The organism is Bacillus sp. C30 (genome assembly GCF_040838255.1).
GTDB lineage: Bacteria > Bacillota > Bacilli > Bacillales > Bacillaceae_G > Bacillus_A > Bacillus_A mycoides.
This window is the reverse complement of the sequence record NZ_JBFPJH010000255.1, coordinates 1-4,772: the sequence shown is the minus strand read 5'-3', so window position 1 is coordinate 4,772 and position 4,772 is coordinate 1. Positions and strand designations below refer to the sequence as shown.

At 36.0% G+C, this 4,772-nt stretch carries 7 protein-coding genes; all 7 read left to right on the top strand.

Translation table 11 applies throughout. The features are described 5' to 3' along the window. Nucleotides 1–152 precede the first annotated feature (152 nt). The 7 genes from AB3X49_RS17805 to AB3X49_RS17775 all read left to right on the top strand — a co-directional run bounded on the left by AB3X49_RS17805 (nt 153) and on the right by AB3X49_RS17775 (nt 4,769). Nucleotides 153–1,010: a mechanosensitive ion channel family protein gene (locus AB3X49_RS17805; RefSeq protein ID WP_002089952.1), complete on the top strand. Its 858-nt coding sequence runs from the start codon at nt 153–155 to the stop codon at nt 1,008–1,010. 20 nt (nt 1,011–1,030) lie between these two features. After that, the gene (locus tag AB3X49_RS17800; RefSeq protein ID WP_000436054.1) at nt 1,031–1,228 is read left to right on the top strand and encodes a DUF951 domain-containing protein; all 198 of its coding nucleotides are present in this window, start codon (nt 1,031–1,033) and stop codon (nt 1,226–1,228) included. 115 nt (nt 1,229–1,343) lie between these two features. Then, nucleotides 1,344–2,444, top strand: coding sequence for a redox-regulated ATPase YchF (gene ychF, locus AB3X49_RS17795; protein WP_219916772.1), 1,101 nt, complete (start codon nt 1,344–1,346; stop codon nt 2,442–2,444). A 191-nt stretch (nt 2,445–2,635) separates the two neighbouring features. Then, on the top strand, nt 2,636–2,926 hold the full coding sequence (rpsF, locus tag AB3X49_RS17790; protein WP_001233782.1) for a 30S ribosomal protein S6: 291 nt from the start codon (nt 2,636–2,638) through the stop codon (nt 2,924–2,926). A 26-nt stretch (nt 2,927–2,952) separates the two neighbouring features. Further along, the gene (gene ssb, locus AB3X49_RS17785) at nt 2,953–3,474 is read left to right on the top strand and encodes a single-stranded DNA-binding protein (RefSeq protein ID WP_000981963.1); all 522 of its coding nucleotides are present in this window, start codon (nt 2,953–2,955) and stop codon (nt 3,472–3,474) included. A gap of 44 nt (nt 3,475–3,518) precedes the next feature. After that, a complete protein-coding gene (rpsR, locus tag AB3X49_RS17780) occupies nt 3,519–3,752 on the top strand; it encodes a 30S ribosomal protein S18 (RefSeq protein ID WP_000918874.1) in 234 nt (77 codons plus the stop codon). Between the two features lie 81 nt (nt 3,753–3,833). Beyond that, complete coding sequence (locus AB3X49_RS17775) at nt 3,834–4,769, top strand: YybS family protein (protein WP_142274283.1); 936 nt, start codon at nt 3,834–3,836, stop codon at nt 4,767–4,769. Nucleotides 4,770–4,772: the final 3 nt, after the last annotated feature.

Genomic DNA, 4,772 nt, shown 5'->3' with positions numbered 1-4,772 from the left:
GTACTAGTATATATATATTCGTTTCATTTTATACCTGAATGGAAGTTAACAAATGGAATTAAAGTCATAAATTTTTTTCAGAAATCAGAGAGAGTTCTGATACAATAATAAGGATAACTAAAAAGAAATTTTAGCTAGAGAGGTAGAGGGACATGGATTTAGCGTTGAAATGGTTTGAGTCCATTGATTGGACGAATATAGGTGTGAAGTCACTAAAAATAATCGTTATTTTAATACTTGGTGCAATCGTTGTGCGAGTTGCAAGGGCAATTGTACGAAATGCGTTTCGTATGGGAAGCCGTTCGCCGATTCAAATTTCAGAACGTCGTACAGTTACGGTAGCGAAGTTGCTTGAAAATATTGTGGCATACGTTGTTATGTTCATTATGTTAATTGCGATTTTAGGTGTGTTTGATATTAATGCGTCAGGTTTATTAGCCGGTGCTGGGGTAATTGGTTTAGCAGTCGGTTTTGGTGCACAAAGTTTAGTTAAAGATGTTATTACAGGATTATTTATTTTGTTAGAGGATCAATTTTCAGTAGGTGATTATGTAAGAATAGGTCAATTTGAAGGAACTGTTTTGGAAATTGGACTACGTACAACGAAGATGAAAAGCTGGACAGGTGAAATTCATATAATACCAAATGGTAGTATTGTACAAGTAACGAACTTTTCCGTTAGTAATAGTGTAGCATTTGTTGATGTATCTATTTCTTATGAAAGTGATATAGTACGAGCGGAGCAAGTTATTGAAGATTTATTAGTAGAATTACCAGAAAAATATGAGAAAATGGTAACGACACCTCAATTGCTAGGTGTTCAAACATTGGCAGCGTCTGAAGTTGTATTACGTGTTATTGCTGAAGTTGAGCCGATGCAGCATGCAGTTATTGCGAGGGCTCTTCGCAAAGAGATTAAAAATCGTCTTGATTTACATGGGATTGAAATTCCATACCCACGTATGGTTTTATATAGTCGCGAAGAATTAGTTAGTGAAAAAGCAATTTAATAGTGGGAGGGATTTAGAGAATGGAGCAAAAGCAATATAACTTGTACGATGTTGTGGAAATGAAGAAAGCCCATCCATGTGGTGAAAATCGATGGAAGATTATTCGTATGGGAATGGATATCCGCGTTAAGTGCGAGGGGTGTGACCATTCGGTAATGATTCCTCGAAGAGAGTTTGATCGCAAGGTGAAAAAAATACTTGTGAAGCACGAAGAATAGTGAAAAAGCAACAGCTGCAGTAGACAGCCGTTGCTTTTTTTCATTTGGTGGAAACTTGTCATTTTTTTCGTTACTATCTATAATGATGAAAGATTGAGACATAGGAGTGAAAAATATGGGATTAACGGCTGGGATTGTTGGATTACCTAACGTAGGTAAGTCCACTTTATTTAATGCAATTACACAAGCAGGAGCAGAATCTGCGAACTATCCATTCTGTACAATCGATCCAAACGTAGGGATTGTAGAAGTACCAGATGAGCGTTTAAATAAATTAACGGAATTAGTAGAACCGAAAAAAACTGTTCCGACTGTATTTGAATTTACTGATATTGCAGGTATCGTAAAAGGTGCGAGTAAAGGTGAAGGGTTAGGAAATAAATTCTTATCTCACATTCGTCAAGTAGATGCAATTTGCCAAGTTGTTCGTTGTTTTGAAGATGAAAATATTACGCACGTTTCAGGAAAAGTAGATCCAATTGATGACATTGAAACAATTAACTTAGAACTAATCTTAGCGGATTTGGAATCTGTTGATAAGCGTATCGAACGAGTTGCGAAGTTAGCAAGACAAAAAGATAAAGAAGCTGTATATGAGCATGAAATTTTAGTTCGTTTAAAAGAAGCTTTTGAAGAGGGAAAACCAGCTCGTACTGTTGAATTTACAGAAGAGCAAATGAAGATTGTTAAAGGCCTTCATTTACTTACAACGAAAGAAATGCTATATGTAGCAAACGTAAGTGAAGATGATATTATGGATCCTTCTGACAATAAATATGTACAAATGGTAAAAGAATTTGCAGCAAATGAAAATTCACAAGTAATTGTTGTATGTGCAAAAATAGAATCAGAAATTGCTGAGTTAGATGAGGAAGAGAAGAAAGTATTCCTTGAAGAACTAGGTATTGAAGAATCTGGTTTAGATCAATTAATTCGTGCTGCATATGACTTATTAGGACTTGCTACTTACTTCACAGCTGGTGTGCAAGAAGTACGTGCATGGACGTTTAAACAAGGTATGAAAGCACCACAATGTGCTGGTGTAATTCATACAGACTTTGAGCGTGGATTTATTCGCGCAGAAACAGTTTCTTATGATGATTTAATGACAAACGGTTCTATGACAGCTGCAAAAGAAGCTGGTAAAGTACGTTTAGAAGGAAAAGAGTATATCGTAAAAGACGGAGATGTTATGCACTTCCGCTTTAACGTTTAATTTAATATTTCCTAGGAAAAATAAAGATATAGACTTGGCAAATATATTATATGTTTGCCAAGCTTTTTACGTATTGGTGAGTTGATTCATATAACTTACTATGATATAATCTAAACTCGTGAGTAATTACTATAAATTAATTGCTCCTTGCCCATTATGGGCCGTTTAGACCAAAAGGAGGTGAAAGTGTAATGAGAAAGTACGAAATTATGTACATCATTCGTCCTGGCGTTGAAGAAGAAGCTCAAAAAGCTTTAGTTGAACGTTTCGCAGGTGTTTTAACAAACAATGGTGCAGAAATCATTAACACAAAAGAGTGGGGTAAGCGTCGTTTAGCTTACGAAATCAACGACTTACGTGAAGGTTTCTACATGATCTTAAACGTGAACTCTAACTCAGAGGCGATTAACGAATTCGACCGTTTAGCTAAGATCAACGAAGATATCCTTCGTCATATCGTTGTTAAAGAAGAAGAAAAATAATTGATATATAAGGGAGAGTGGTTCGATTGATGAATCGTGTTATCCTCGTTGGTCGTTTAACTAAGGACCCTGACTTACGTTACACGCCCAATGGTGTTGCAGTAGCTACTTTTACGTTAGCTGTGAATCGCGCATTTGCGAATCAACAAGGTGAGCGTGAAGCTGACTTTATTAATTGTGTAATATGGCGTAAACAAGCAGAAAACGTGGCAAATTATTTGAAAAAAGGTAGCTTAGCAGGCGTAGACGGACGTCTTCAAACTCGTAATTACGATGGACAAGATGGTAAACGTGTATATGTAACAGAAGTTCTTGCGGAGAGCGTACAATTTTTAGAGCCGCGTAATGGCGGTGGGGAGCAACGTGGTTCATTCAATCAGCAACCATCAGGAGCTGGTTTCGGTAACCAAAGCTCTAACCCATTTGGTCAATCTAGTAATTCAGGTAACCAAGGTAATCAAGGTAACTCTGGATTTACGAAGAATGACGATCCATTTTCGAATGTTGGTCAACCGATTGACATTTCGGACGACGATTTACCATTTTAATGGTGTGAATCGGCTATTTTTAACAAAGAATGGAGGGAATAGACATGGCAGGACGCAAAGGTGGACGTGCGAAGCGTCGTAAGGTGTGTTTCTTTACATCTAACGGCATCACTCGCATTGACTATAAAGATGTTGATTTATTAAAACGTTTCGTTTCTGAGCGCGGTAAAATTTTACCTCGTCGTGTAACAGGAACAAGCGCGAAATACCAACGCAAACTTACAGTTGCAATTAAACGTGCTCGTCAAATGGCACTTTTACCATATGTTGGTGAATAATAGCGTATGAAATGCACAGTAGAGTCGGACTCTACTGTGCATTTTGCTATGCTTTTCTTTTTTTGAAAGAGAGGTTAGATGATGAAGAATACGAAATTTATTACTGAGGGTGCAGCACTGTTAGTGATATATGCAATGTTATTGCTTATATCTATGTATGTTCCAATTTTAGGTACAGTTGTAACGTTTGCGTTGCCATTGCCATTTATATTGCTAACGATAAGATATAGATTATCTAACGCCTTTATAGTTTTTACTGCGGCGCTTTTTATTACTGTTATTGTCAGTCAGCCGATGAACCTAGTAAAGACAACTATGTTTGGATTGATAGGTATCGTTTTAGGATATATGTATAAAAAACGAAAAAAGCCGGTAGAAACTTTAATGGCGGGGACGCTTGCGTACTTAATTGGTATTATGCTCATTTATGTTGCGAGTATAAAGTTTTTTAACATAGATTTAATGAAGCAAATGCAAAATATGTTTAATGAAAGTATGGCGCAAAGTGAAAAGATAGTTACTGCTGCGGGTATGCCTATTAGTAAAGAGCAAAAAGAATTATTTGCACAATTTAATGATGTGTTACAAACGTTATTCCCAAGTTTGCTTGTAATGGTTTCTGTATGTTTTTCTTGGATTACAGTTATGATATCAGGTAGTGTTTTGAGAAAACTAAAGCATGACGTTATACCGTGGCCTAAATTTAAAGATATACAATTACCAAAGAGTATTGTTTGGTATTACGTTATATTTATTTTGCTATCAACTTTTATAAAAGTAGAACCGACATCATATTTACATATGGTATTTTCTAATTTATATGTCATATTTGCTTTACTACTAGTACTGCAAGGTCTGACATTTATCGCTTTTATAGCGCATAGCAAAGGTTTTACGAAAGGTGTTCCTATTATTAGTTTTATTGTCTGCATGTTTATTCCGATGATGTTTCCTCTTGTAACAATCTTAGGTATAATTGATTTAGGGATTTCATTGCGTTCTAAAATAGGGGAATAAAAT

Bases quoted from the DNA above. Each gene is read 5' to 3' on its own strand.
- ychF (WP_219916772.1), top strand. From the start codon at position 1,344: ATGGGATTAACGGCTGGGATTGTTGGATTACCTAACGTAGGTAAGTCC.
- AB3X49_RS17775 (WP_142274283.1), top strand. From the start codon at position 3,834: ATGAAGAATACGAAATTTATTACTGAGGGTGCAGCACTGTTAGTGATA.
- AB3X49_RS17805 (WP_002089952.1), top strand. From the start codon at position 153: ATGGATTTAGCGTTGAAATGGTTTGAGTCCATTGATTGGACGAATATA.
- AB3X49_RS17800 (WP_000436054.1), top strand. From the start codon at position 1,031: ATGGAGCAAAAGCAATATAACTTGTACGATGTTGTGGAAATGAAGAAA.
- rpsF (WP_001233782.1), top strand. From the start codon at position 2,636: ATGAGAAAGTACGAAATTATGTACATCATTCGTCCTGGCGTTGAAGAA.
- rpsR (WP_000918874.1), top strand. From the start codon at position 3,519: ATGGCAGGACGCAAAGGTGGACGTGCGAAGCGTCGTAAGGTGTGTTTC.